Source organism: Roseovarius aestuarii (assembly GCF_019966515.1).
In the GTDB taxonomy this organism is placed as follows: Bacteria; Pseudomonadota; Alphaproteobacteria; order Rhodobacterales; family Rhodobacteraceae; genus Roseovarius; species Roseovarius aestuarii.
In genome coordinates this window covers 77,141-100,615 of record NZ_JAIMIB010000015.1, presented here as the reverse complement: position 1 = coordinate 100,615, position 23,475 = coordinate 77,141, and the positions used below count along the sequence as shown (strand labels likewise).

Sequence of the window (23,475 nt, the reverse complement as noted above, 5' to 3'; positions counted from 1 at the left end):
ACCCCCTTGGGCTTCTCAAAATATGGCTTAACTGCGTAGAACTTTTCTACCCCATCTCGAACCAAAACCACCGCTCAATTGAGCGGTGGTTTTGCGATTTTGGGAAAGGTGTCCCCTTTGGTGAACCAAAACGGCCCAGTTATCGAACTTATCGAGCATTTCGATAATTCAGAACCATTTCGCGAGAGGCCTGAGTTGTGGAGACTAAACCTCAAGAACCAAAGCCAACTTATCGAAAAATTCGATAAATCAGAGCCACTACCTAAGCCGCCTGAAAAACGGCAATACATTCTCAACAACCAGGATCCACCTGATTTTCGAGATGCTGCTTGATTTCGAGAGTTTGCTAACCCGTTTCAGACAAGCGGCCTTCTAGGTTCTTTAGGCAATCAGCAAATTCATCGTAGAGGATGACATCTACATTCTTGAGCGCGTCACGCATGCCAAGACGTCTACCAGTTTTCCAGCTTTCGTTTTTTGCGAGCTTTCAATGTCCGACCCCTTGCTGATCTGGCGAAGTTCGTGGCCAACCCGCAGGGCCGCAGAACCGGCAATTTTCGAATACATCAACGGCTCCTAAAGTCCGCACAGACGGCACTCAGCACTGGGCTGGAAAAGCCCTGTCGCATTCGAAGGGAAAGCGGCCTAAACGAGCACTCGGGACGGCACAGAAACGCGACAGGTCCACTTAGAAGTTTGCAATCGCTGCGTCGTCGCGAGTCTAGTCTACTCTTGACAGATGCGTTAAGGTTAGTGGTGATCTAGTACATTGGAAAAAATATATGTTCAGAATACTTTGCCTTGATGGAGGTGGAATTCTAGGTGCTTTCACCGCATCTGTTCTTTGCGAACTTGAAGAGCAAATTGGCGAACCTGTTTCCTCCCACTTTGACCTTATTGTCGGTACATCTACCGGAGGCATTCTTGCACTAGGGCTTGGTTTGGGATTCTCTTCCTCTGATCTTCTGAGTTTTTATCAAGACAAAGGGCCAAATATCTTTCCTCACACAAGTCGGTTCGCTCGAGCTCGAGCCTCCCTTCGTCAACTTTTGGCGCCAAAACTTTCGCAAGCTCCTTTGAGATCTGAACTCTCCGCCATCTTAGGTGAATTGAGAATTGGAAACGCTACTAACAGGTTGGTTATACCAGCATATGATGCAGTCGAGGGCAGAATATACCTATTCAAAACAGCTCACACACCTGATTTCGTGCACGACATTGATCTTTCGGCAATAGATGTTGCCTTGGCAACGTCTGCAGCTCCTACCTACTTCAAGGCCGCCAGGACGGTGGATTTCAAAGGATCACAATATGTCGACGGAGGCGTATGGGCAAACAACCCAAGCATGATAGGTTTGGTGGAGGCAGTAGCGTTTCTAGATCAGCCTATTTCGGAAATAGCAATTCTTAGTATCGGCACAACATATTCTGCCCACACAATAGCTCAACACGAACACTCGGGTGCGCTACGTTGGAATATCGGGCTAATTGACCTACTGATGCGCGGACAAGCAGAATCTGCATCGGCTCAGGCCAAACTGCTTCTAAAAGATCGATATCATCGTATTGATCACATTGTACCTGCAAATGAATTCAGCATGGATGACGGACGCCTTGAAAAGATCGAGAGACTTGTAGCATTGGGGCGAAATCAGGCCAGAAAGATTGAACACAAGAAAGTGGTGAAAGAGCAATTCTTGAATGGAGTTGCGGCTCCAAAATTTGGGCCAACCTTGCAAGTTGGCGGATAATGACTGAGGCCGCTGAAAGCAATTGATAGCAAACAAGGATGAAGGCTTATGTCTCGCTATCGCGCTTTTATATCGTATGTACATAGCGACAACAGTAATGCAATCGATCGACTTCATCGCGGAATGGCTCGTTTAGCGATTCCGGCCTATAGGGTTCGTGGGCGACCAATATTTCGAGATCGTACAGCGCTCAAGGCGCAACCTAACCTTTGGAATTCCATCGCCACCGCGCTTTCAGACTCTGACTTCCTTATACTCTGCGCTACCCCGGACGCGGCTCAATCGGATTGGGTTCAGCGGGAGGTGGAGTACTTTCTGAACTCCGGAAAAACGCTAGAAGACATAATAATCGTACTGTTGGAAGGTGAACTCGCTTGGCAGCCGGCAGAGAGAGGCGAAAGGCACGCCTTTAAGGGAAATGCGTTACCGCAAATTCTGCAAGATCGCCTCGATTCAGAACCACTTTATGTTGATCTGCGCTGGATGGTTGGAAAACGAAAGTTATCTCGAAAGGAGAACCAAGATTTTCTATCTTCTGTAGCGGGAATTGTTGCGCGGTTAGAAGGTGTTGAAAAAGACGAAGTATTTGGGGCTGACATCAGATACCGGCAAACTGCTTTTGGTGTAGCAAGCCTGACGTCGCTTGGATTAATCTTGCTTTCGGTGAGCTTATATTACTTCTCTTCACTAGCTAGAGATAACGCGGAGCTCGCAAAAAAAAATGAGGTGGAGGCCGTTAAACAAGCTGAGTTGGCAAGGGACAATGAAGCTGAGGCAAAAAAACAACGAGATAATGCGATTGCGAACGAAGTCGAAGCACAACGGCAGGCGAAAGAGGCCCTTGCAGCTTATCTATTGAATCAAGCCCAATTCAGTTGGCAAAAAGACAGGCTATATGGTGCCGCGACTACTGCGAAGTTGGCAGCAACTTCCCATTTCCTTTCGCAGACACCAGAGGCGGCCAGCCTGATAAATCAATCGATGTATTTTGTCGCTCCTGAAAGGGAGGATTTGAGAAAGACCATACGTTTATTGGAACCGGGCACGCCATTTGCGCTAGGACAGCGCCCCGCCATATTCTATTCGACGGATGGCGGGAGAGTTGGCAAGCTGATTGTTAATAATCAGGTAGATGCCCAGAAAAGTGAAATCCATGTAGCGTTGCAGCTTGCAAACATGGCCAGCGGTGACTGGCAAGAGTTTGATCTTACAGAAAACCTCTCGCAATTTGTAAGTTTCGGAAGTATCCCCGGCCTATTTTCGCCGCTCACAGGCAAAACAAGAGCACATTTGGCGAATGATGGTAAATCGCTTGCATTGTGTATTGCGGAGGAACCTGACTTCGAAGACGAGAAAGATTTCGTACACCTCATTTTCGTTGAATTAGCTCCAGAACAACAGGTGATTGACCAAGCAAAACACGAACTAGCGGGATTCTACGATGAATGTGACTTTTCATTTGCTACCAATACATTCCACCTACGAACGTTTGGCACAGAAAATCGCACAATAATTGTTGCCACTGGCGACAAGCTTTCTCAAATCACGGTCGCCGACAGTGACGGTTTTATTTCATCAAGTGCCTTGTCTCCAGACGGTCAATTCGTCATGGCAACCCTGCAAGACGCTAACGGTGCTCACGTTCTTAATTTTCGTCGCTCGAACAATGGGCAATTTGAAATCCTGGGTAAATACTCGTTGTCGGGTAGCACTTTCAACCCTCCAACCACAGATTCAGTTTTACCAAAACCGGAAGGCCGTATCGAAAACATTTTAGGTAGCATCACATGGAGCACGAATTCCAAGTACTTTGCCATAGTTGAGCGCGACACGGAGTTCGGATTTATCCGCATTGGGATATACGGTGTGCAAAAAGACGGAATTACCTATGTTGGCAATGACTTAATTGGCGACGACCCTAACCCGAGTATATTGTCGGTGTCTGATGATGGAACGTTGATACTTGCGTTGGAGCAAGGAAAAGGTCTTCGTCTCAGGGATACAACATCAAAACAAGATGCTTTTGCGATCAGCGAAGCCAGCATAAGAGGCGGGGTTCTCAATTTCAATCAAGGGGCACTGTTATACCATACACCACTCGAACTTCACGAAGTCGACGCGTCGACCACACCAGGTCTCGTGGAATCCAAGAGATCCTATGGAACGACGATTTTCATTGCGGATGAAAACAAACCACCTCTTTTCGTCTCGGCTAATGAAGATCTTGAATTGACGCCATTTAAGGATCAGCTGGGAGCTACGCTATGGGATTTTGACACATCGGAGTGGTACCAGATACACTTGAAATCGGGCCCTGGAGAGGTCGTGGGTGTTGAATTCGACGAAAAGGGCAAGTTTGCACTTATCTCGTTCGATTCTCGCAGCTTTGACGATGTGATTTGTCTGGCGTCGATCCCTGATCGAGCGTGTATTCATACCGAAAAATTTCGAAGAACTGATTTTACGCTAGAAAGGTCGATTGGAAAGAGAATTAGTTCTGACGGGCGCTACGCATACTACACAGCGGAAGGGGATTGGTCATTTGAAGATGACGCCGACGTTCGAGACCGAATTACAGTTGTTCATCGTATTGAAGGTAAGGAATTTTGGGTTCGGAAGCTCGCTGTGCCCGCGGGGCAAAACATCCTAGGTGCATCTTTGGTAGACGACAATAGTGTGATAGTTGTTTCGGCTGTCCTTGACGAGGACCGCGATCACGAGCGGCTTGGTTCACTTTCCTTGTGGAAAATTGACCTGACATCTGAGTCGGAAGAACTAAAAATTTTCGATTTAGGACGCGTTACGGCCGGTGATCGCTCTTTGAGTATGCTTCCCGTGATTGCCAGTAGCACGTACGAAGGAAAAATTCTGCTAGCTATACCTACCGTGATAATTGATGATCGAAACGTAAGGTTTCAAATTCAAGCGTTTGACATAGGTTCTGGTGCAACAAAGGAAATCGCATCCAAAAATAATGTTGTATCTGTAGAGTTGAACAGCTCGAAGTCACACCTGATGATTTTGAGTTCCCCTGATTGGGCAAATGGGCCCAGCATTAGAAACAAATTGAAATTCTTAAAGGGCGGAACTGAGATCGACATTGTTCGGTTGAGCGATGGTAGGCGAGTCTATTCGCGAGAATTTCCTAACGGGTTCGAAAGTGCATTCTTTTTGCCTAATGAAATGAGTTTTCGCGTCACCGGTCTCGCTCATATGGACAGCAAAACGATCCAAGATTTCGTTTGGCGTCCAACCGAGTTGATTGCGGGAGTATGCTCCTTTTTGGGGGGCGGTATCAGTCGCCAATATTGGAAAGAAAATGTTTCGAGCAGCATCAAATATGTGAACGCGTGCAATTAGTACGAGCAAAGTTGATACATCAACGGCAGTTTCCTGTACATTAAGATCGTACTTAAGTTCTTTTTCCGTTTGGTGCGGGATGAACTAGGTATCGCCTGGGAATTGACTAACCTCTAAGGTTTTGTGCGGCATAGCCGAATTAGATCAAGCGGGGTTGCTTGACGGGCTTACTCACAGAATAGATTTCCTCAATTCCAGCTGCAAATTCTGCCTGACCACCATAACTTGGATGCCTGACTGCATGGACGTTTAACTCAGGAAAAAGTTGCTGAGCCACCTTCGTAGCATCATTTCCAATCGCAATAACTCTTCTAGGTTCAATCAATTCTTGAATGCTTTTGAGTATCGCTTCTCCAAATCGACGTTCCTCAGCGTTGTGCGTTCGATTTGAAAACGCATCTCTTGGTGAATGAGGATGGAATGGGAACACATTCCACAAAAAAATGTTTGCAGGTATCTGATCGAGAAAATCCCAGACCATTGGTGCGGTTCTTTCCGCTACAGGTGGTCCATTGGTTGGACGCACGGCTTCAAGCTTCCACCGCTCTAAATGATTGGAGAATCGAATATCATCGGTGAGTGCAAGACCAGTTCTTCGCCCTCCACGGTAGCCCAAATCCCGACCGATCCAAATTGCATCAACTACTTCCGCTTCTGCACGCTCCAACATGCAGCGTAGTATGTCCGCTCTAATATCAGCAGATTTCTCATGGTCGTGTATTTCGCACACATCTTGGTATGGGTTAAATGCGTTCTTGAAACGGTAACTTTGTAAAACGCCGACAATGTCGTTTGCGCTATTCGAATCTATCATAGCAATGCCCTGTAAGAAATTTCGCGTTTTACTTTGTCACACACCACTAAGCCACCATTGTTCTTCTTGATTTTTCTGAATACCTCATACCCTTGCAGAATGGCTTTTTCCCACAGATAGAGCGGGCACTGCTCGACTTCATATCCACGCACAAAGTGGCTGACGGTTTTTAGGATATCGAATGAAATCGTGGACTGCTCCTCAAAGAAATTCAGTTCTTTTGCGCAAGAAAAAATGTATGCAGATAGGCCTTCTTCTATGACGATTGCGCGCCCGCTATCTTGCGCTTCATCGACATCGGGTCGGCTCTTTCTTTTATGTTTAATAAGCGCACGAAATGTTGGAGACCAATGCAGAATCGCTGCGTGAGAAAAATGAAACACATCATGAAAACGGTATCCATCTGGATCACCGATATTATCCGTTAGCGGATCTCCGATGAAAACGCCCTTCCAGCGTAGATAACTCTTTCCGTTCGGACGCTCCTGAATTTCAATCTCAAATTTGTCAGGAAGGCTTTCATCGTCGGAAAATTTCTCATCAAAGCGAGGTAGTGTGGATTGATCTGCCGCGATAAATCTTCCAGTTGCTTTATCCAAGTTTGAACGCACAACTTTGCCAAACGGCACATTCGAAGCCTGCACGGCCTTGAGGTAGGCGGCAGTAAAATCAACGATCTGTTCACGTAATCCCACTTGCCCGACCTCGGCATTCAAGAGGTCCGCGGCCTTTATCCCGAGCTCCTTTAGTAAAACATCTATAACTTCAAGGTTCTGGAACTTTTGGACTTTTGCGACAGGAGCGGCAAGATGCAGGCTGGCGACGGTTAATGAAATGGTATCTTCGCCGTTGCAAGCGTCGCTGATTATCTGATCCAGCGGTTCTTCTACTCGGCGGCATAAAGCGCATAAATACCAGAGAGCATCGCCGAATTCCTCTTCAACAGCATCGAGGTACGCAATGAAGGCTTCGCCTTCACGGTGCAATTTTTTCGACGTGGCCATGATACTTCCCACTTCACCAAAAAGACCTAATAGAACTGGCGACAAGTTCTCGGCGGTCAGGCGATCAGTCGGAGCAATTCGTTCTTCGTATTCCGAAATAGTAAGTGCCATAAAATTCTCACTTGTAATATTGCAACCAGTCCCAAGGCTGGCCATGAAACCCTGTAAGTTCGAGAGACTCAAACCAGAATTCGAATTCATCGATTATTTGAGTATCCTGGATTCTTGAATACCCTCGTTTCGATCGCAATAAGTCCCACGCTCCACCCTCACGAAACGGACTGGGGAGCAACGGACCTTCTGCGCCAAAATAGACGAACTGTTGGGAAATCAAAATTCTCTGTACAGCCGTGTCACGAGCAATATGCGGTTTCTTGGGTGAGCCATCATCGCGACTGTGATAGGAATTTAACTGATGCCAACTGCCATCTTTCAGCGGTTGATAGATATTGTCGCCACACGCTGTTTTCCAACTTCCGGGAATGACGGGTTTCTTCATTTGAAATCGCTCGTCCCGCCAATAGTCGCACGTTTCTACAGCTTCTTCCACACGCATCGCGTAGACAATGTGACCGCCACGGTTAACCTTTTTGTTCGAGCTGCCTGTCCCAAGCAACCAATCGCCAATTTGAGCAGATTTGCGAATTCCAGGCTTGCATGTCGCCAGTGTGCAGTACCCGCCGAAAGGGTTCGGTGCAAATCCGCTGTCATAGCGAACGACATACGAATAAAGGCTTTGCCTGTCCGCCTTCTTAGCTGCAGGCATGTCGTTTTATCGGCTGCGGCTTGCAAGGCGTTCCGTCAGGGTTGTTGAAACCCTTATAGTCGCCGTTAACCGCATCTATTATGTGACCGCCGTCCCAGCCAACAACGGCATCCCCAAACTTTTCCAATGCCTCGGGGAGCTCGCATCCGTTGCTGCCTTGCTCCCAAACGCCGACAATGGTTTTTTCCTGCTTGAACGCTCGTTCAATCTCCCAATTCACCCAGTCACTGTTTTTAGTTTCAGGGGTGATGTAGACGATCATTATGCTTGCCCAGTCAATTTTTGGCGCCAATATTTGTGACTTGATATAGTCGGGATTCTTGGCGTTGTTTGGTTTATCTGAATTCACAGAGCTATCGCGAATTTCCATGCCGTTTGTCTTCAGCAAGTTCTTCAAGTCGCCAAGTCCAGCGTCATCTTCATGGATGTGACTGATGAAAACGTTCTTTACTTCTTTCGACATAGTTGGGCGTCTCTTATGCATAAATGTTGAGATTTCTGAATCTTACGGTACTATATGGAGTATCCAATATCAACTCTCAACCCTTGCGGGAACTTTTGATGTTACCACCAGTCCTTGAAGTCTTTGTGATTTGGCATCCGCTTGATATCGAGGGTGAACAGATCGCACGTGAGTTTGTTGATCATTTTCGCGGTGTATCGTTTTCAGGTATAATCGGCGGCGGAATTCATGTCGCCGCTAGGAGCAAAGGATGGGATTGCGATGGGGGTTGCCCTCAGCCATGCTACTCAGTCGAGACGTCAGGACCAAATGGCCTAGCGTCAGCTGAATTTGTCGCGTTTGTCCCCTTGCTTGGACGTCACATGGCTTGGGCAGTCCAGGAAGATGGATCATCTTGGAACGAATTTGTGGTCGGTTTGGTTGAGAGTCAGAAAAAAAAACCGAAGCAGATAGCAACTTTTCCATTCGCACTGAACAAGAGCGCAACCGACCAGACCAAGTTAGGTGAGGTTTTTGGCTCGTTTCAACAGATTGGCGCATCGCCCAAATTAGCCGATGGTGACACCGAAGTGGGTCTGCGCTGCCGAGACCTGAGCCAAGGTCTGGCACAGTTTCTAGCAGATGAAGATGATGCGCGTCTTACAGTCTTTCTATCCCACACTAAAAGAAGCAACCTCAGCGAGGGAAAGGACGTCGATGAGTTGGTAGACGGGGTTAGGAAGTTCATCGCTGCAACAAGGTTGGATGAGTTTTTCGACGCGCACGACCTTCAACCGGGAAAAGATTGGGAAGCCGAACTCATAAAAAACGCAAAGAACAGTGCGCTTTTAGCCGTGCGAACAGATTTGTATGCCAGTCGAGCATGGTGCCAAAAAGAAGTCGCAGTTGCGAAAGTTACAGGTATGCCAGTCGTAACACTGGACGCGCTCGGTCTTGGTGAGGAAAGAGGTTCATTTCTTATGGATCATGTTCCACGAATTCCTACCCACAAGGACGAAGGCCACTGGCAACAAACGGATATATCGCGAGCTCTGAACTTACTTACAGATGAATGCTTAAAGCGCGAGATTTGGCGCGTACAAAAACGAGTCGCGGAAGAAGGCGCCGCACTTGCGGTGGATTGGTGGTCCTCGCACGCACCGGAACCACTGACGCTTCTTGCATGGATTGAGCACGTGTTAGACAATGGGGACAAGATTCCAAATTCGCGACCTGTGCGAATTTTGCACCCTGACCCGCCTTTAGGTCGTGATGAACTCGGAGTGCTTAAATCCATGGCTAAGAGTTCCAAACTAGATTTTGAAATTGATGTAATGACGCCCCGATTGCTGGCGATGCGGGGCGGATAAAATGCCTAATGATGCTAATGAATTTTTGCCTTCTGATGCACTGAATGGTCTATCTTTGGGTATCTCGGTATCGGACAGCGCTGACTTACCGCAACTTGGCCTGTTTGAAGATCATTTCAGATTAGCATTGGGGGAAATCGCAAGAACGATCTTGTTCGCAGGAGGACAACTCTACTACGGCGGACACCTCAGAGATGATGGTTACACTCAGTTCATAGTTGATGAGCTTCAACGCTACGGTAACAGAAACAGCCCATTCAAAGTGTGTCTTGCCTACACCGAACATCAAAGGTTATCGGCGGAAGAGATTAGTAAACAAGAAGAGCATTTGGGGCTATTCGGAGAGATAATTTTTTTGGACGAAGATGGAGTACCCACAGATTACTCCCCGCAGGAAGACCCATTATCTTTTGCGCCATCGTGTGAGTTGCTCGAGAGATCGCTTTCGGGTCTTAGAAATTTCCTAGTAAGAACCACCGATGCACGTGTCGTTTTAGGCGGAAAGCGCACCGGTTTTTTTGGCAGATACCCCGGCATAATCGAAGAAATTCTAGTATCGGTCGATGCGGGAAAACCGTTGTATTTGGCGGGTGGGTTCGGTGGGGCGACGCTTGACGCAATTTCCATATTGGCACCTGATAATGCAGCTTGGTTCCGTAGATACGAGACAGAACAAGACGACTACCAAAAGGTTCTCGCGGGATTAGACGCCTTGCAAGAGGCGGCTACCAGGTCGCAAGACTGGAGCAAGAACGGCCTCTCAGCGGAAGAGAATGCTATTCTTGCCGCCACATATAGACCGAGCGAAATTTCTGCGCTGGTTGGTCATGGGCTTGGTAAATTGAATAAGTAAATTTGCATATCTTGAAGTGGGGAGGATGCAAAGGAAGGCAGCATGCCTTTCTTGTTGAAGATCGGTCGTGATCAAACATTCTTCCTATATTTTAATTCGAAATGGAGAGTGATTTTCTGGAAAGTTTGAAGGGATTGTGTGCCGATTTTGTTTCGGAGCGCGAACCTGGCCTTTTCATGTGAACGCTTATGCATCGTATTCAAGTGCGAAAGTGAAAGAGTATTTGGCCAGTTGAATTCTTCGCCTGCTATTTGCCGGAAAACTCAGTTATTTGCGATCGACATTGAGCCGGAACCTGTGTGAAGCTAAGCTCAAAAATTGATCGAGCCGCCATAATATAGGAAATATCCCAATTTTATCATTGGAGAATCTGGTTTGCTAAAATTTTTAAGCGATGTTCTTCTAAGGTTGACTGACTACCTATTTGGTTATGACTTTTTTTTGTCTTATGCACACGCAGATTTTCCTAGATACACAGTCAAACTTGCAGAGTCGTTAGAAAAACGCGGCTTCAGAGTGTTTTTGGACAAAAAAATCTATTCACCTGGCACTGATCTTCAAAGAGCAACTGTAAGGCGAGTAAAGATGAGCAAGTACCTTGTTGTACTTGCAGGCCCAAATGCCCTCACCTCAAGTTGGGTTATTAAGGAGGTCGCTCTGTCTATTGAGCACGGCAAAGATCCAATTCTGATTGACTTTGACGGGAACTTCTCTAAGGCCGCCGAAAATTTGGAAATAAAGAGACTACTTAGCAAAAGGCTATATATAGCTGAAAATTCTGCGAATATTGATCAGCCCAGCGAATATGTTTTGAGTGGTCTATTCAAGGGATTTAAGTCGACCAGGCAAGATAGCATTCGCGTCAGGTTTTTTTCTGGCGTTAGTCTGATTTTTCTAATTATTGCGATAACTGCATTTTGGCAATTTTCCATCGCTCGATTAAATTTGAACAACTTCCTAGCAGCTTCTGACGTGCGTCGACTAACGGACTTAAGGACGGAAGCCGAAGCGCTCTATCCGGCTGTTCCGGAAAATATCGCTTCGTTTGAACAGTGGATCGCAAGTGCGGAAAACCTACTAGAACGAAAGAAAGCGCATTCTGCCACCATCGCCAAACTTCGGGAGTCAGGAACGATAGAGGCGCCTACAAGCAGCGATTTATCCGCAGGGATTGAATTAGAGCCGTTCGTGACAGAACGTGATGCGCTAGAACGCAGAATTTCTGCTCGAAAGGAAGACACTGATGCTAGCTCAAATCTGATCAGATCACTTGAACGAAGTTTGCTGATATTGGATGAAAGGATTAAAAAAATCGAGCTCCTGAGTGAGGAAATTAACTGGCGCTTTCCCAGCACTGAGAACCAGTGGATGCACGACACTCTTGTTGCTCTAGTGAGTGATTTGGAGGAATTTGGTAACGAGGATCCATTTATTGGAATGTTAGCAAACGTCCGAGAACGATTAAATTTTTCTCAGAAAATCCGAGAGGCTTCCATCACAGGAACCGATGCAGAAGCAAAGTGGAAAGAGGCGATTAGTTCCATTTCTCAGAGCCAGGTTTATGGAGGGTTGAAAATCGAGCCGCAGATAGGATTGGTCCCTATTGGCAAGGATCCAAAGTCAGGGCTTTGGGAGTTCTCTCATCTTCAATCTGGTTCAATTGCAACTAGAATGCAAAATGGAAATATAGAAATTCAGTCAGAAATGGGACTGGTTTTCATTTTGATCCCCGGTGGTATCGGTACAATCGGAGCGTCCCAATCGGGCACCGCAAACGTTGATCCAAATGCTCATGCACGAGAGGGACCTGTGCATTCCACGAAGTTTAAACCATTCTTCATCTCAAAATTTGAAATGACACAGGCCCAGTGGCTACGATCGGAAGGAAGTCTGCCCAGTCGTTATTCAGCAGGACAAAGTATTTCAGATGGTTATGTTATTTTGCTCACCCATCCTGTTGAACGCATTAGCTGGCATCAAGCTTCACGAACCATGTCACAGTTGGGTCTTCGTTTACCTACAGAAAAGGAGTGGGAATATACTGCCCGTGCTGGCGAGAGTTCGCCTTGGTGGACCGGTCAGACTTCACTATCGCTCCAAGGCGCGGCTAATTTGGCAGATCTAGCTGCCAAATCTGCTGGTGTGGCCTGGCCAGCGATCCTCAATGCGGATGTATTGCTTAATGATGGGTTCGTAGTACACGCGCCAGTTGGGTCGTTCCGAGCTAACCCGTGGGGGCTTCACGATGTACACGGCAACGTGTGGGAGTGGTGTCAGGATGAATACTCATCTTACTCCAAGGAGGATCCAACCAGCGATACAATTTTGAGAGTCAATCGCGGTGGCAGTTTTGATTCTCCACCATTGACTGCGCGCCTAGCGTATCGATTTGTACACAACCCATCTGACCGCGCTAGTTACCTTGGTGTTCGTCCTGCGAGATCACTTGAATAACATAGTCGCTAAATGTGCCTTAAACTCAACTTAATAGGACGGCTTGGGCGCAACGCCACATACCCTGTCGGGAGCAAATCATCACTATCAATTTTTTCGATGTGATATTCTCTCACGATCTTTCCGACGATGTACTGTAGCATTAACATCGCGAAACTTTGCGCTGGACACTGCCTTGGTCCCAGCCCGAACGGGAAAAATGGTTCTGGTTTCTTGCTATTCGATCTGGATTCATCAAATCTTGAAGGATCAAATACTTTTGCGCGGTTCCAAAATCGTTCGTTCCTTTGCATTGCATAAGGTGAAACTGTAACGATTGTCTCACACGGGATGTCTCTGCCCGCTAGTTTGGAGTTCCTTACCGCTTCCCTTCCTAGCGCCCAAGCGCCGGGGAGCAACCTAAGTGTTTCAAGTATTATCGATCTGGCTAGGTTTAACCGCCTAATCTTACTGAGTTCAAGAAACTCGCCAACCTCAGAATGGATCAAAATCTCTCCTCTGAGTTTTTCCTGTTCCAGCGTGTGACGGGACAATAGCCAAAGCGACCAAGACAACACCATTGCCGGTGTATTGTATGCCTTTTGGAGAGTGCGAGTAATCGCAATCAAAAAGCGGTGATCTCCGAGTGTCGTTCTTACTCGTTTTAAATGTCTGGATTTTGATACCAAAATGTCAATTGCAGCTCTAGACACACTATTTGCCATTTCGACTTCGAATATCTCCGTCTTGCTAAACCTCGTGAAGTTTAAACTGTTTTTTGTTGCGTGATGCTTCTCGATACATGCTAAAGCGCGAGTCAATTCAGCGGAGTGTTTACCAATCTTACAATCAAACAGAATTTCGAGCATAATATCCAACAAGGAAGCCCGCACAGCATCAGTAATACAGACACCGCTATTACTGGAGTTCCCCAATATAGAAGAAACTAATTTGTCAGTGTTGGCATCAATGATTTTTGAAATTTCAATGCTTGTGGATTTTTTCTTTGAGCCAGCTTTGGAAAAGACAAATTCCGCTCGACGTTCAAATGCAGACGAGAGTTCTGTATACGGATGATAGTAATTTTTATAAGTAGATTCATCGTTAAGTACGGCTTTTGCCAAGTCTATATCATTCACTAAAATAGCTTGACGTCCACCGACTCTATAAGGACAGACTTCCTGGCCAATTTGGCTTAAATTAGCCAGGAACGCTGGAGTTATTTCTGTTGGTTTCGGCATCAAATTCAATCATCCGCTGAATTGCTAGCTTCTGGATGATTTGAGCCGATTTCAGTATCTCCGTCACCGTCACCGTCACCGTCACCGGCTTCGGTGATCTTCAAATCGCGCTGGTGGTCGGAATTCTCTGAACCCATTTCTTCAAGTATGCGGTTTTCATTTTCATGCGCGGCGCCCTGAACACCTGGGTAGTCATGCGCGGCACCCTGAACACCTGGGTAGTCATGCGCGGCACCCTGAACGCCTTGGTAGTTGTGCGCGGCACCCTGAACGCCTGGGTAGTTGTGCGCGGCACCCTGAACGCCTTGGTAGTTGTGCGCGGCGCCCTGAACGCCTGGGTAGTTGTGCGCGGCGCCCTGAACGCCTGGGTAGTTGTGCGCGGCGCCCTGAACGCCTAGGTAGTTGTGCGCGGCGCCCTGAACGCCTGGGTAGTTGTGCGCGGCGCCCTGAACGCCTGGGTAGTCATGCGCGGCGCCCTGAACGCCTAGGTAGTTGTGCGCGGCGCCCTGAACGCCTGGGTAGTTGTGCGCGGCACCCTGAACGCCTGGGTAGTTGTGCGCGGCACCCTGAACGCCTTGGTAGTTGTGCGCGGCACCCTGAACGCCTTGGTAGTTGTGCGCGGCGCCCTGAACACCTGGGTAGTTGTGCGCGGCGCCCTGAACACCTGGGTAGTTGTGCGCGGCGCCAATGCGCGGTTTCAGTTCGACCTCTTCTCCTGGCAGTTCAGAAATTGAATCGACTTCTGCATCAACCCGAAACTGCTCTAAAATCTCCTCTGGTATTTCATATAGATTTCCAATGACATCTCTAAAAAACGGCATAGTTGTGCTCCCCATTTAACGATATGTTAGAATTCTAACTTACACAACTTTATGGAGAAATAAATGCTGGGCGATTGGCGGGTAACTCCCCACATAAACGTACAAGACATCAGCAGAGCAACCAAATTCTATCGAGACAACCTAGGATTAAAAGAAGTAGGGCCTAGCAAACATGGGACCATATTGGAGTGCGCCGATGGCTCCAGGGTCGGCTTAGTTGAGTTTCCAGACGATCCAGATGCGCAACACGAGCATACGGTATTGGGTTTTGATGTGGACAACGTCCAAATGGAAGTACAGAAATTAAAAGACGCAGGGATAGAATTTATAGAATACAGCCTCGATGATGGTGTCGAGGTGTCAGGTCAAAGTATCGAAACCAAAGGTGGAATAGCTAAAATAAGAGGATCACTCGTAGCTTGGTTTAGAGACTCGGAGGGAAACATTTTGTCAATCGATTCAAAATAGCTGAATACAGGCTGCACGATGAGCTTTGCTCGGGTGAATTTCCGGAAATTCAATTGGAAACAATCACAACATCGTTCCAGCTGATGTCTTACCTGCTAGCGCAGTGACACCTGCGTCAACTGCAATAGTGTGATGCTAAATGCTGTTTCCATATTGGGACTTGTCCATAGCGGTTATGAAGAGCCTGCGCCGTTCGGCATCTTCCAAAAAGACCGCCTAATGCATCTGCACATGATCGGGCAGACTGGTACTGGAAAATTCATCTAACTTCACAACTTCGCCTGGCAGGACGCCGGCAGCAGAATCGGGTTCTTCCTCATCTATCAACGTGGTGATGTCGCTGAAAGCCTGCGCGATAGACTGGAAGACTTAGTCAATATTGGGTCGTTGCCGATCCGAGCTGCGCTAACAACCACAAAGAAAGATTGCCCATTGTTCCATTAACACACGACGCTTCGCCAACCGATCAGAACGTTGATAGGCGCCAACAACGCCGACATCAACTGCGTGTCCGAGCGCACTCTCCTTGACCTCAATCGGTGTATCCGTTTGGTCCTCCACCCACGTTCGGAAAGTCGCACGAAATCCATGGGGTCGTGCGTCGTAACCTTCACGTTTCATAAAAGTTGCCATGGCGGCATCTGACAGCGGTTTGCCTTGAGGAGAGCGGAACAAATATGAGAAGCTGTTTCCCGTTTTGGCTATGTTGAGCACTTTCAACGCTTCATTGGTGAGAGGTATTCTACGCTCTTTGCGCGTTTTGGTCCGGTCTGCGGGTAAGGTCCACACATCACCTTCGATCTCGTCTTTCGTAGCGAAACGAACCTCACTAGTCCGGGTTGCTGTGAGAATAAGATACTGAAGCGCAAGAGTGGCGCTCAATGATTTACCTGAAAGCCATTTGTAGAACTTTGGCATATCTTGGTATGGCATGGAGGGGATGTGAGTCACTGTGTGGCGCTGTTTGCCTAGTAGGGCACGTGCCTTCATAGTCGCCTGCAAATCAACGTCCAAGCCGAGTGCAGCGGCGTGTTGCAATGTCAAATTCAATCGATTAAGCGTCTTACTCGCGGTCTCAGCCTTTTTATGCCAGATGGGTTCCAGCATCTCTTTGAGTATGTGCTGATCGACATCTTCAATCGCCAGATTACTGTACTTCGGCAGGACGTGTGTGTTGAGTGGCGACATCCAGCGGCCGGCGTGTCCCTCATTTTTCAACTCTGCTTGGCGGGCGACAAAGCAGCTCTCAATCGCTTTCGATATCGTCAGCCGCTCTATTTTCCGTTTCCGCTTGGCGCGTTCTTCAATAGGGTCAATGCCATCGCGGACCTTTCGGCGGGCCTCGCTGGCCCGTTCTCGTGCTTCTACAATTGACACGTCCGGCCAGGGTCCAAGCCCCATCTCCCGGCGCTTTCCGTTGATTGCGATACGCAGCACCCACTTGCCGAATATCCTATTGCGCTTAAACAGCCAAAGACCTTGACCGTCCGCATACTTGCCAACGTCAAGGTTCTTAGCTTTCATTTGGTTGAGTGAGTTGTAAAGCACAGTCTACCTTTCCAAACTGAACTCGGGACCACCCCTTAGTCCACCCTTTGTATTGTGAAACTATGTTTCGCGATGATCAACTAAGAATCTCGTATCCTAAAATATGGTATATTTATCAATACTCTATGAGAGCCTACGTACATCTATGAAAATACCCACTTATGCTTCTCGACCGCACCATACCCGGTGATAAGGCTGGTAAACTCCAATTGTTGGACGGACACCTTATAGTCAACGCTCGCCGTAGGCGGGATGAGGTGGCTCTTCTGAATTGCAGCATCGTTGGAGCGCTTTTTCCGGGGTGCGGGAAATTAACTTCAGATGGTACCAGATGCCGGTACTCGGTTCACTCATTCTTTTTCGAGTAGTTATCCTTTGAAAACCTACGTCATATTGGCTCACAGGTTGTGAATGCTTGACCTCGCGAGACGTGAATTCGGCAATTGCGGATTGTTGTTATCACGCGGTAAGTAAGTCGGGAGAGCAGAGGTACGCGCATCATGAGCCAGCAAAGCACATCCCATTCGACGCACGACTCGGAAGAAGATCTGCGCAACAGGGACATCAAGATTTTCCTGAACGGCAAGATTGTCCCGCGGAGTGAAGCGCTTGTGTCGGTCTACGACTCGGGCTTCATGCTTGGGGACGGCATGTGGGAAGGCATGCGGCTTTATGATGGTGAATGGGCGTTTTTCGATGCGCATATGGATCGGCTGTTCAATTCCTGTAAAGCGGTGTCGCTCGATATCGGTATGAGCAAGGGCGAAATCCACGCGGCGCTCAATGCCACGGCCGCCGCCAATGACATGACGACAGACGCGCATTGCCGTCTGATGATCACCCGTGGCCCCAAGGCGAAGCCGTTTCAGCACCCGCAACTCAGCCGGTCGGGACCGACCGTGGTGGCGGTTCTTGAGCATTCCAGACCGTTGGAGAGCCTGCAGCAACGGGGCATCCGTCTGGCCACCGTACCGCAGGTGCGCGGCCTGCCGATGAGCCAGGATGCGAAGTACAACAGTCATTCCAAGCTGAACTGCGTGATTGCCTGCCTTCAGGCCGAACAGGCGGGCGCGGATGAGGCGCTGATGCTCGATCCACAGGGCTTTGTGAACACCACCAATGCCTGCAATTTCTTTATCGTCCGTCGGGGCGAGGTTTGGACCTCGACCGGCGACTATTGCATGAACGGGGTCACCCGTCAGAACGTGATCGACCTGTGCCTGGCGAATGACATCCCGGTGCGCGAAAAGAACTATTCTCTTTATGAGGCGATAGGTGCGGACGAGGCATTTCTGACGGGTACGTTTGGCGCACAGACGCCTGTGGCGGAGATTGACGGCAAGCCGATCGGCGACCACGAGGGGGCCGGACCGATGACGCGTCGAATCCGCGAGCTTTACAAAAATCTGGTGGCGCAGAATGTCGCCTTGCAACGGGCTATGCGAAGATAAATGCAGCGCGGTTCGGCCAGATCATTAAACTTTTAGAAAAAACGGACTGTTTCTACGCTGGAAACCCAGTTGCGGTTCCTGCATCGCTAAGAGGTACCGCATTGCCCAATTGGAAACAAAAGCTGACTGTTAGCGCCGCGCAACCGCAGGTTGGTCCTATATTTGTGCATTTTGAAACGAAATTCGAAACAGCGCGCGTCCCACCCCTTGGCCGGAACGCAATTCTGACGAAGCTGCGCCGTATTTCTGCCAAGATTGTGCCTTTTTTCCGCCACATTACGGTGGCGAAAAGAGCGTTGTGAGTAACAAGTATCTGCCTGACGGGTCAACGACATCTACCCGAAAACCAGATCCCGGAATGCTGTGAGCGCGACCGTCATCGTCTCACATTTCGGGTGGTGTCGCGCCCGGCAGGCTGTTTTGTGAATGGGGGTTACTATGAATTTTCTGGTGCATGCCGGAATGGCAGAGTGTCGAGTGGGCGATTTTCTATCGCCGTTGTCTCAGGATGCGATAGAGGAGCGCGAGCGCCAGCGTCATTGGCTGTGTGTCGGCAGTACGTTCTATCTTGTTGCGAGCTACATCGTCCTCTCTTTGATCAATTGATTTAAGCAGACTGCTTTCAGGGCTGCACAGGACCAGATTCGTCCCGTGCAGCCCATTTGCGTGCGGTTTCATTCGGCTTTTCTCTTGCGCGCGGGCAGGGGGGCCAATAGAAGGGCCCCTGATTTTGACCGCTGCGGACGCCTCCGTGGCCCAATGCAATGGATGAGGACGAACATGCAGGTCACCGAAACCCTGAACGAAGGTCTCAAGCGAGGCTACAAGATGATCCTGTCGGCCAAAGAGCTGGACGACAAGGTAATGGACAAGCTGAAAGAAGCGCAACCTGATGTGGAGCTGAAAGGCTTCCGCAAGGGTAAGGTGCCTCTGGCTCTGCTCAAGAAGAACTTTGGCCAGCGCGTGCTCGGTGAAGCGATGCAGGAAGCCGTCGATGGCGCCATGAGTAAGCATTTTGAAGAAAAGGGTGAGCGCCCCGCAGCCGAACCGAACGTCAAGATGGCGAACGAGGATTGGAAAGAGGGTGATGATGTCGAAATTGAGATGGCCTATGAGGCACTGCCGGATATCCCGGAAGTTGATCTGAAGTCGATCAAGCTGGAACGTCTGGTCGCCAAGGCTGACGACAAGGCCGTGGATGAGGCTCTGGGTAATCTGGCTGAAAGCGCGCAGGACTTCAAAGATCGCAAGAAGGGCTCAAAGGCCAAGGACGGCGATCAGGTGGTGATGGATTTCGTTGGCAAGGTCGATGGCGAGGCGTTTGAAGGCGGCAGCGCCGAGGACTATCCGCTGGCACTTGGGTCAAACAGTTTCATCCCCGGTTTCGAAGAGCAGCTGGTTGGTGTGAAAACCGGTGAAGAAAAGGCCGTGACAGTCAGCTTCCCCGAAGATTATCAGGCCGAACATCTGGCGGGCAAAGAAGCCGTATTCGACTGCACGATTAAAGCGGTAAAGGCACCCGCCCCCGCCGAAATCAATGACGAGCTGGCGCAGAAATTCGGTGCCGAGGATCTGGAAGGTCTTAAGACTCAGATTCGCGAGCGTCTGGACGAGGAATATGCGGGCGCGTCGCGCGCGGTGCTGAAGCGCAGGTTGCTGGACGAGCTGGACAAGAAGGTGAGCTTTGAACTGCCGCCCAGCATGGTCGAAGCCGAGGCAAAGCAAATTGCGCATCAGCTTTGGCACGACGAAAATCCTGATGTTCAGGGTCATGACCACCCCGAGGTCGAGCCGACTGACGAACATAATAAACTGGCTGAACGCCGGGTCCGTCTGGGCCTCTTGCTGGCCGAGCTGGGACAGAAGGCCGAGGTCGAGGTGAGTGATGCCGAGATGACCCAGGCAGTCATGACACAGGCGCGGCAATATCCGGGTCAGGAGCGCGAGTTTTTTGAATTCGTGCAGAAAAACCCACAGATGCGCCAGCAGCTGCGTGCGCCGATCTTTGAAGACAAGGTTGTGGATTACGTCGTTGAACTGGCCAAGGTCAGCGAAAAAGAAACCACCAAAGCCAAGCTGGAAAAAGAGATCGAGTCACTCGAAGAGATGTAATCTCTGCGTGACAATCGGTATGATAGAGAAGGGCCGCCCGGGAGAGCGGCCCTTCATTCATTCTGGCGCGAGGTTGTAGCTACAGTCTGCAGTCACCTGTTTTCTGCACTCGCCCCTGGGGGTTAGGCGTTGCAGGCCCGCGTCGAATGAAACTTGTCAAACAGCACCTGTTGCAGGGCCAGCGCCGCTCCTCGCTCATGATCGGTCGTGGCTGCATCGATCTGTTCGGCGCAATAACCTTTCAGGTCGATCACCCGCTCCGACGCATCCACCGGCTGGGCTGCTGGCTGATAATTCTCGGCGGCGACGATTTCGTCTTCGGCGATAAAGACATCGTGGTGGATGTCGGCGAAGGCCCTGATCCGGGCGATGCGTTCCTCGGTGCAATCGAGCAGGGCGGCCAACGCGGGAACTTTACCCATATCCGCCTGTTTGCCGACGTAGCCGTAAGGCGTGTTGCCCGACCGCTTGAGGATGCGATCCATCAGCGGATCGATGACGGTGACGATATCAGTCACGCCAGCCTCTTTGGCGGCTTCCAGTGAGGCGATCATCAGCTCGCAGGTTGCATATGAGACCGAGCTGCGCCCCTTGCCGCGTGCCAGCCGCTTGGTGTCGACGCAAAATCGGGTGGATTCCCACAGTGTCGCACTGCGCAACGGTGGCTCACCGTTCAGAATCGCCGAGAAGACATCTGCCAACATGTGCGGCCCGGTTGTCTGCAGCGCCCGTACGCAAGAGACAACCTGGCCCTCATCGTTGAGGCCGACGGCATAGGACGGGTCCATGTCATCGAACTTATCACGCTCCATGCCATCTTTGATCGTGACGTCCCAACCCATCCGGTCGCCAAAGACGCGCGCCCGGAGTTCGAACATTTCTCTCATGATTTCAGGGAACTTATGCTTGTTCAGCGCATCTATGACCAGGATCATTTTAGTACCTCGTGAGTGGTGTTACCGATGTCACAAGGTTAAAAATGAATATTTGGTTTATCTATTAGGGGAATCCCGTAGGGGCGTTCGCCAGGGTGTTGCCGGGCCGATGTTTTTCTCAGCCCGGATAGACAAGACCCAGTGCGATGGCACGACCTACCGCCTGCACCGTGGTAAGCGCCTGCAGTTTCTTGCGGGACGAACGCAGGTGCACCTCGACCGTGCGGTGAGAGATCGACAGGATATCACCGATGTCCTGCTGCGATTTGCCTGCCGCCGTCCATTGCAGGATTTCGACCTCGCGGGTTGACAGATGCGGCGCTGACAGCGCCCGCATCAGCGGGTTGGACTGCATGACCAGGTCGTGGACGTTGGCAGCAACCTGTTGCAGGTCGGTGATGATATGCTGCTTCAGTTTGCGCCACTCTGGTTGTGACAACCTGCTGTTCACGCTAAGGCCGCCCATATCACCGAAGGGGCCGCGTATCGGAATGGTCATACCGGTATCGGTGATGCCAAAATCATGGGCGTCCCGAAAGACTGCCGTGAAGTTCTTGTTATGCTCCAGCCTCGACCAGTCAACCGGAGCGACGCTGCGGCGGGCCTCGTTCAGAGTCGGATCGACCTTGAAAAACCCTTTTTTGGCATAATGTCTTGTCCACTCATCATCGTAAGTGACGTGTCCGTGCGTCGTGCCGCTGATCGGATTGAAGCCAGCATAGGCGACATGATCAAGGCCGAATTTTTCTCGCATTTTCAGCAAAAGATCTTTGAACGGATCTTCGCGTTCCGGAACAAAGCTGAGATCGAAATGATCCATCAGGTCCGTGTTTGCCAATGTGGCCAAGCCCCTTTTAGCTGTGTTCTTGTTCGCCGACGTGATCCAACGACTGCAGGAACGAGCTCATCGCTTGTTTTTGAGCAGGGGGCAGGCGGTTGAGTATTCGTACCATTTCCGACGTTTCGGGTATCGAGGTATCGTCGACCTTGGTCGATTCTTCGGGCAGGCCCGGTACCGCAATGTCTTCAAAGAAGTAGGTGATTGGAACTTTCAGGGTCTCCGCGATCTTCCACAGTCGCGACGCTGCAACCCGATTTACACCGGTTTCATATTTTTGCACTTGCTGAAATTTCACACCGACGCGTACCGCCAGTTCAGTTTGAGACAGGCCAAGCATTTTACGACGCTGGCGGATTCGTTTGCCGACGGCAGAATCAATTCCGTTCATGTTCCCCAGGTTCCTTCCAGTTCCAACGGTACCGCATTCCGCTTTTACGTGGATTTTCGCTGAGTAGATACCGTTATAGTAGAAAGCTAGCACGCCCATATCTGGCTTGTCGACCCAGAGTTGCATTCGTCACTGCAAAAAATTTGAATGAAAGGCGTGTTGGGGCGCAACAAATGAAAGACCGCGCGAAATATTCTTTTCGCGCGGTCCAATTTTTTGCGGTGTTACCCGAATAAGTTTAGCTGTCTTCGTCTTCGCTGCTGTCCGCTTCGGGCAGGACTTCTTCGACCGCTTCCGCCAGTTCGTCGTCGTCCGATGCCGCGGCACCGATATCGTCGAACAGTTCCGCGATCTCGTAGTCGGCGGCTTCTTCCTCCTCGGCGGCAGCTTCCTGGATGGTCTTGCCAGATGCCTGAAGTTCAGCTTCTTCCGGTGAACGGGCGACATTGAGGGTGATTGTCGCGTCAACCTCGGGGTGCAGATGCACTTCCACGTCGTGAAGGCCCAGCTCCTTGATCGGCTGACGGATCACAATCTGTTTCCGGTCCAGTGAGAAGCCTTCTTCGGTGGCAACGATTGCCGCGTCACGGGTGCTGACGGAGCCATAGAGGCTGCCGCCGTCCGAGGCCTGACGAATCACGATGAACTGTTGTCCTTCGAGTCTCGATGCCAGATCTTCAGCTTCTTTCTTGGTCTCCAGGTTGCGCGCTTCAAGCTGGGCTTTTTGCCCTTCGAAGTCGGCGATGTTCTCCTTTGAGGCCGTCAGCGCCTTGCCCTGCCGCAGGAGGTAGTTGCGGGCGTAGCCGGGTTTCACATCGACCACATCGCCCATCTGACCAAGCTTGGCCACGCGTTCCAGTAGGATAACTTGCATATC

At 49.8% G+C, this 23,475-nt stretch carries 21 protein-coding genes and 1 pseudogene; 11 read left to right on the top strand and 11 right to left on the bottom strand.

Annotation, left to right across the window (positions count from 1 at the left end):
- Window positions 1–78: 78 nt before the first annotated feature.
- From LC334_RS16795 to LC334_RS16780, 4 genes and pseudogenes are all read left to right on the top strand, one after another.
- Window positions 79–333 (top strand): hypothetical protein, encoded by a 255-nt coding sequence (locus LC334_RS16795; RefSeq protein ID WP_223413041.1) that lies wholly within the window; start codon window positions 79–81, stop codon window positions 331–333.
- Between the two features lie 172 nt (window positions 334–505).
- Window positions 506–649, top strand: a pseudogene (locus LC334_RS16790) (IS3 family transposase); the annotation flags it as partial.
- Between the two features lie 133 nt (window positions 650–782).
- On the top strand, window positions 783–1,751 hold the full coding sequence (locus LC334_RS16785) for a CBASS cGAMP-activated phospholipase (RefSeq protein WP_085799760.1): 969 nt from the start codon (window positions 783–785) through the stop codon (window positions 1,749–1,751).
- Window positions 1,752–1,799: 48 nt separating this feature from the next.
- Window positions 1,800–5,111, top strand: coding sequence for a TIR domain-containing protein (locus tag LC334_RS16780; protein WP_085799759.1), 3,312 nt, complete (start codon window positions 1,800–1,802; stop codon window positions 5,109–5,111).
- 139 nt (window positions 5,112–5,250) lie between these two features.
- On the opposite strand, the gene LC334_RS16775 is transcribed toward LC334_RS16780, so the two are convergent.
- From LC334_RS16775 to LC334_RS16760, 4 genes are read right to left on the bottom strand one after another with little or no spacing between them, the layout of a single operon-like run.
- Window positions 5,251–5,925 carry a uracil-DNA glycosylase gene (locus LC334_RS16775; protein ID WP_085799758.1) on the bottom strand — a complete coding sequence of 225 codons (675 nt, stop codon included), beginning with the start codon at window positions 5,923–5,925 and terminating at the stop codon, window positions 5,251–5,253.
- Window positions 5,922–7,040, bottom strand: coding sequence for a nucleoside triphosphate pyrophosphohydrolase family protein (locus tag LC334_RS16770; protein ID WP_085799757.1), 1,119 nt, complete (start codon window positions 7,038–7,040; stop codon window positions 5,922–5,924). Before LC334_RS16770 ends, LC334_RS16775 begins: the two co-directional genes overlap by 4 nt.
- 7 nt (window positions 7,041–7,047) lie before the next feature.
- Window positions 7,048–7,695, bottom strand: a complete 648-nt coding sequence (locus LC334_RS16765) for an Nmad2 family putative nucleotide modification protein (RefSeq protein ID WP_085799756.1) — start codon at window positions 7,693–7,695, stop codon at window positions 7,048–7,050.
- A complete protein-coding gene (locus LC334_RS16760; RefSeq protein WP_085799755.1) occupies window positions 7,682–8,158 on the bottom strand; it encodes a TIR domain-containing protein in 477 nt (158 codons plus the stop codon). The genes LC334_RS16765 and LC334_RS16760 overlap by 14 nt, the downstream gene beginning before the upstream one ends.
- Before the next feature lie 98 nt (window positions 8,159–8,256).
- Between LC334_RS16760 and LC334_RS16755 the strand changes: the two genes are divergently transcribed.
- From LC334_RS16755 to LC334_RS16745, 3 genes are all read left to right on the top strand, one after another.
- Entirely contained in the window at window positions 8,257–9,507 is a 1,251-nt protein-coding gene (locus LC334_RS16755; protein ID WP_139836336.1) for a TIR domain-containing protein, read from the top strand.
- A 1-nt stretch (window position 9,508) separates the two neighbouring features.
- A complete protein-coding gene (locus LC334_RS16750; RefSeq protein ID WP_085799753.1) occupies window positions 9,509–10,360 on the top strand; it encodes a hypothetical protein in 852 nt (283 codons plus the stop codon).
- Between the two features lie 375 nt (window positions 10,361–10,735).
- The gene (locus tag LC334_RS16745; RefSeq protein WP_085799752.1) at window positions 10,736–12,814 is read left to right on the top strand and encodes an SUMF1/EgtB/PvdO family nonheme iron enzyme; all 2,079 of its coding nucleotides are present in this window, start codon (window positions 10,736–10,738) and stop codon (window positions 12,812–12,814) included.
- 8 nt (window positions 12,815–12,822) lie between these two features.
- On the opposite strand, the gene LC334_RS16740 is transcribed toward LC334_RS16745, so the two are convergent.
- Window positions 12,823–14,034, bottom strand: a complete 1,212-nt coding sequence (locus LC334_RS16740) for a cytochrome P450 (RefSeq protein ID WP_085799751.1) — start codon at window positions 14,032–14,034, stop codon at window positions 12,823–12,825.
- Window positions 14,035–14,039: 5 nt separating this feature from the next.
- Window positions 14,040–14,855 (bottom strand): hypothetical protein, encoded by an 816-nt coding sequence (locus LC334_RS16735; protein WP_223413040.1) that lies wholly within the window; start codon window positions 14,853–14,855, stop codon window positions 14,040–14,042.
- A gap of 63 nt (window positions 14,856–14,918) precedes the next feature.
- Between LC334_RS16735 and LC334_RS16730 the strand changes: the two genes are divergently transcribed.
- Complete coding sequence (locus LC334_RS16730; protein WP_085799748.1) at window positions 14,919–15,323, top strand: VOC family protein; 405 nt, start codon at window positions 14,919–14,921, stop codon at window positions 15,321–15,323.
- Window positions 15,324–15,728: 405 nt separating this feature from the next.
- On the opposite strand, the gene LC334_RS16725 is transcribed toward LC334_RS16730, so the two are convergent.
- Window positions 15,729–16,847 (bottom strand): tyrosine-type recombinase/integrase, encoded by a 1,119-nt coding sequence (locus LC334_RS16725; RefSeq protein ID WP_085799747.1) that lies wholly within the window; start codon window positions 16,845–16,847, stop codon window positions 15,729–15,731.
- Window positions 16,848–17,371: 524 nt separating this feature from the next.
- Here LC334_RS16725 and LC334_RS16720 point away from each other — a divergent pair.
- From LC334_RS16720 to tig, 3 genes are all read left to right on the top strand, one after another.
- The gene (locus LC334_RS16720) at window positions 17,372–18,322 is read left to right on the top strand and encodes an aminotransferase class IV (RefSeq protein WP_085799746.1); all 951 of its coding nucleotides are present in this window, start codon (window positions 17,372–17,374) and stop codon (window positions 18,320–18,322) included.
- A 438-nt stretch (window positions 18,323–18,760) separates the two neighbouring features.
- Entirely contained in the window at window positions 18,761–18,928 is a 168-nt protein-coding gene (locus tag LC334_RS16715) for a hypothetical protein (protein ID WP_176237651.1), read from the top strand.
- A 174-nt stretch (window positions 18,929–19,102) separates the two neighbouring features.
- A complete protein-coding gene (gene tig, locus LC334_RS16710; RefSeq protein ID WP_085799744.1) occupies window positions 19,103–20,434 on the top strand; it encodes a trigger factor in 1,332 nt (443 codons plus the stop codon).
- 122 nt (window positions 20,435–20,556) lie between these two features.
- Here tig and LC334_RS16705 read toward each other — a convergent pair whose 3' ends face one another.
- From LC334_RS16705 to rplI, 4 genes are all read right to left on the bottom strand, one after another.
- Window positions 20,557–21,369: an acyl-homoserine-lactone synthase gene (locus LC334_RS16705; protein ID WP_085799743.1), complete on the bottom strand. Its 813-nt coding sequence runs from the start codon at window positions 21,367–21,369 to the stop codon at window positions 20,557–20,559.
- Between the two features lie 118 nt (window positions 21,370–21,487).
- The gene (locus LC334_RS16700) at window positions 21,488–22,189 is read right to left on the bottom strand and encodes a LuxR family transcriptional regulator (protein ID WP_085799742.1); all 702 of its coding nucleotides are present in this window, start codon (window positions 22,187–22,189) and stop codon (window positions 21,488–21,490) included.
- A gap of 34 nt (window positions 22,190–22,223) precedes the next feature.
- A complete protein-coding gene (locus LC334_RS16695) occupies window positions 22,224–22,724 on the bottom strand; it encodes a helix-turn-helix domain-containing protein (protein ID WP_370737939.1) in 501 nt (166 codons plus the stop codon).
- Between the two features lie 112 nt (window positions 22,725–22,836).
- The gene (gene rplI / locus LC334_RS16690) at window positions 22,837–23,472 is read right to left on the bottom strand and encodes a 50S ribosomal protein L9 (protein WP_085799740.1); all 636 of its coding nucleotides are present in this window, start codon (window positions 23,470–23,472) and stop codon (window positions 22,837–22,839) included.
- Window positions 23,473–23,475: the final 3 nt, after the last annotated feature.

Bases quoted from the DNA above. Each gene is read 5' to 3' on its own strand.
- LC334_RS16785 (WP_085799760.1), top strand. From the start codon at position 783: ATGTTCAGAATACTTTGCCTTGATGGAGGTGGAATTCTAGGTGCTTTC.
- LC334_RS16780 (WP_085799759.1), top strand. From the start codon at position 1,800: ATGTCTCGCTATCGCGCTTTTATATCGTATGTACATAGCGACAACAGT.
- LC334_RS16775 (WP_085799758.1), bottom strand. From the start codon at position 5,925: ATGATAGATTCGAATAGCGCAAACGACATTGTCGGCGTTTTACAAAGT.
- LC334_RS16770 (WP_085799757.1), bottom strand. From the start codon at position 7,040: ATGGCACTTACTATTTCGGAATACGAAGAACGAATTGCTCCGACTGAT.
- LC334_RS16765 (WP_085799756.1), bottom strand. From the start codon at position 7,695: ATGCCTGCAGCTAAGAAGGCGGACAGGCAAAGCCTTTATTCGTATGTC.
- LC334_RS16760 (WP_085799755.1), bottom strand. From the start codon at position 8,158: ATGTCGAAAGAAGTAAAGAACGTTTTCATCAGTCACATCCATGAAGAT.
- LC334_RS16755 (WP_139836336.1), top strand. From the start codon at position 8,257: ATGTTACCACCAGTCCTTGAAGTCTTTGTGATTTGGCATCCGCTTGAT.
- LC334_RS16750 (WP_085799753.1), top strand. From the start codon at position 9,509: ATGCCTAATGATGCTAATGAATTTTTGCCTTCTGATGCACTGAATGGT.
- LC334_RS16740 (WP_085799751.1), bottom strand. From the start codon at position 14,034: ATGCCGAAACCAACAGAAATAACTCCAGCGTTCCTGGCTAATTTAAGC.
- LC334_RS16735 (WP_223413040.1), bottom strand. From the start codon at position 14,855: ATGCCGTTTTTTAGAGATGTCATTGGAAATCTATATGAAATACCAGAG.
- LC334_RS16730 (WP_085799748.1), top strand. From the start codon at position 14,919: ATGCTGGGCGATTGGCGGGTAACTCCCCACATAAACGTACAAGACATC.
- LC334_RS16725 (WP_085799747.1), bottom strand. From the start codon at position 16,847: ATGAAAGCTAAGAACCTTGACGTTGGCAAGTATGCGGACGGTCAAGGT.
- LC334_RS16720 (WP_085799746.1), top strand. From the start codon at position 17,372: ATGAGCCAGCAAAGCACATCCCATTCGACGCACGACTCGGAAGAAGAT.
- LC334_RS16715 (WP_176237651.1), top strand. From the start codon at position 18,761: ATGAATTTTCTGGTGCATGCCGGAATGGCAGAGTGTCGAGTGGGCGAT.
- tig (WP_085799744.1), top strand. From the start codon at position 19,103: ATGCAGGTCACCGAAACCCTGAACGAAGGTCTCAAGCGAGGCTACAAG.
- LC334_RS16705 (WP_085799743.1), bottom strand. From the start codon at position 21,369: ATGATCCTGGTCATAGATGCGCTGAACAAGCATAAGTTCCCTGAAATC.
- LC334_RS16700 (WP_085799742.1), bottom strand. From the start codon at position 22,189: ATGGATCATTTCGATCTCAGCTTTGTTCCGGAACGCGAAGATCCGTTC.
- LC334_RS16695 (WP_370737939.1), bottom strand. From the start codon at position 22,724: ATGCAACTCTGGGTCGACAAGCCAGATATGGGCGTGCTAGCTTTCTAC.
- rplI (WP_085799740.1), bottom strand. From the start codon at position 23,472: ATGCAAGTTATCCTACTGGAACGCGTGGCCAAGCTTGGTCAGATGGGC.